This is a genomic window from Neisseria sp. P0019.S002, assembly GCF_051957155.1.
Taxonomy (GTDB): Bacteria; Pseudomonadota; Gammaproteobacteria; order Burkholderiales; family Neisseriaceae; genus Neisseria; species Neisseria perflava.
Map to the genome: position 1 here is coordinate 1 of NZ_JBQCWS010000131.1, position 452 is coordinate 452.

1 protein-coding gene is annotated in these 452 nt (G+C 50.9%); it reads left to right on the top strand.

Going from position 1 to position 452, the window contains the following annotated elements; all coding sequences use genetic code 11:
• Nucleotides 1–44: 44 nt before the first annotated feature.
• Nucleotides 45–452: hypothetical protein (locus tag ACTHTY_RS11920; RefSeq protein WP_440367841.1), on the top strand; the 408-nt coding region annotated here is incomplete at its 3' end.

The window sequence follows — 452 nt, forward strand, 5'->3', positions numbered from 1 at the left end:
TGGGTGGGGTTTGTGTTGTTTTTGTTGTTGGTGGGGGTGGGGGGGTGTGGGGGGTGGGTGGGGTGTTTGGTTGTGGTTGGTGGGTGGGGTGGGGGGGGTGGTGGTTGTGTTGGTGTTTGTGTTGGGTTGGTTTTGGTTGGTGTGGTTTGGTTGGGTGTTTGTGTTGGTGTGGGTGTTGTTTGTGTTGGTGTGTGGTGTGGGTGTTGTTGTGGTTTGTGTTGTGTTTGTGTTGGTTTTGTTGTTTGTGTTTTGGTTGTGTTTGCTGGGAATTTTGTTTGGCGGTGTGGTTGTGCTCCGTGGCTAGAGGGGTGTGGTTTGGGGGTTTTTTGTCTTTGTGGGTGTGTGTGGGGGTGGTTTTGGTGGTCGGTTTTGGCGTGATTGTCTGGTGGTTGGTGTGTTGCTTGGTGTTTTTTGTGTGTGTTTGTTTGTGGTTGTTTTGTTGTGTGTGGTTC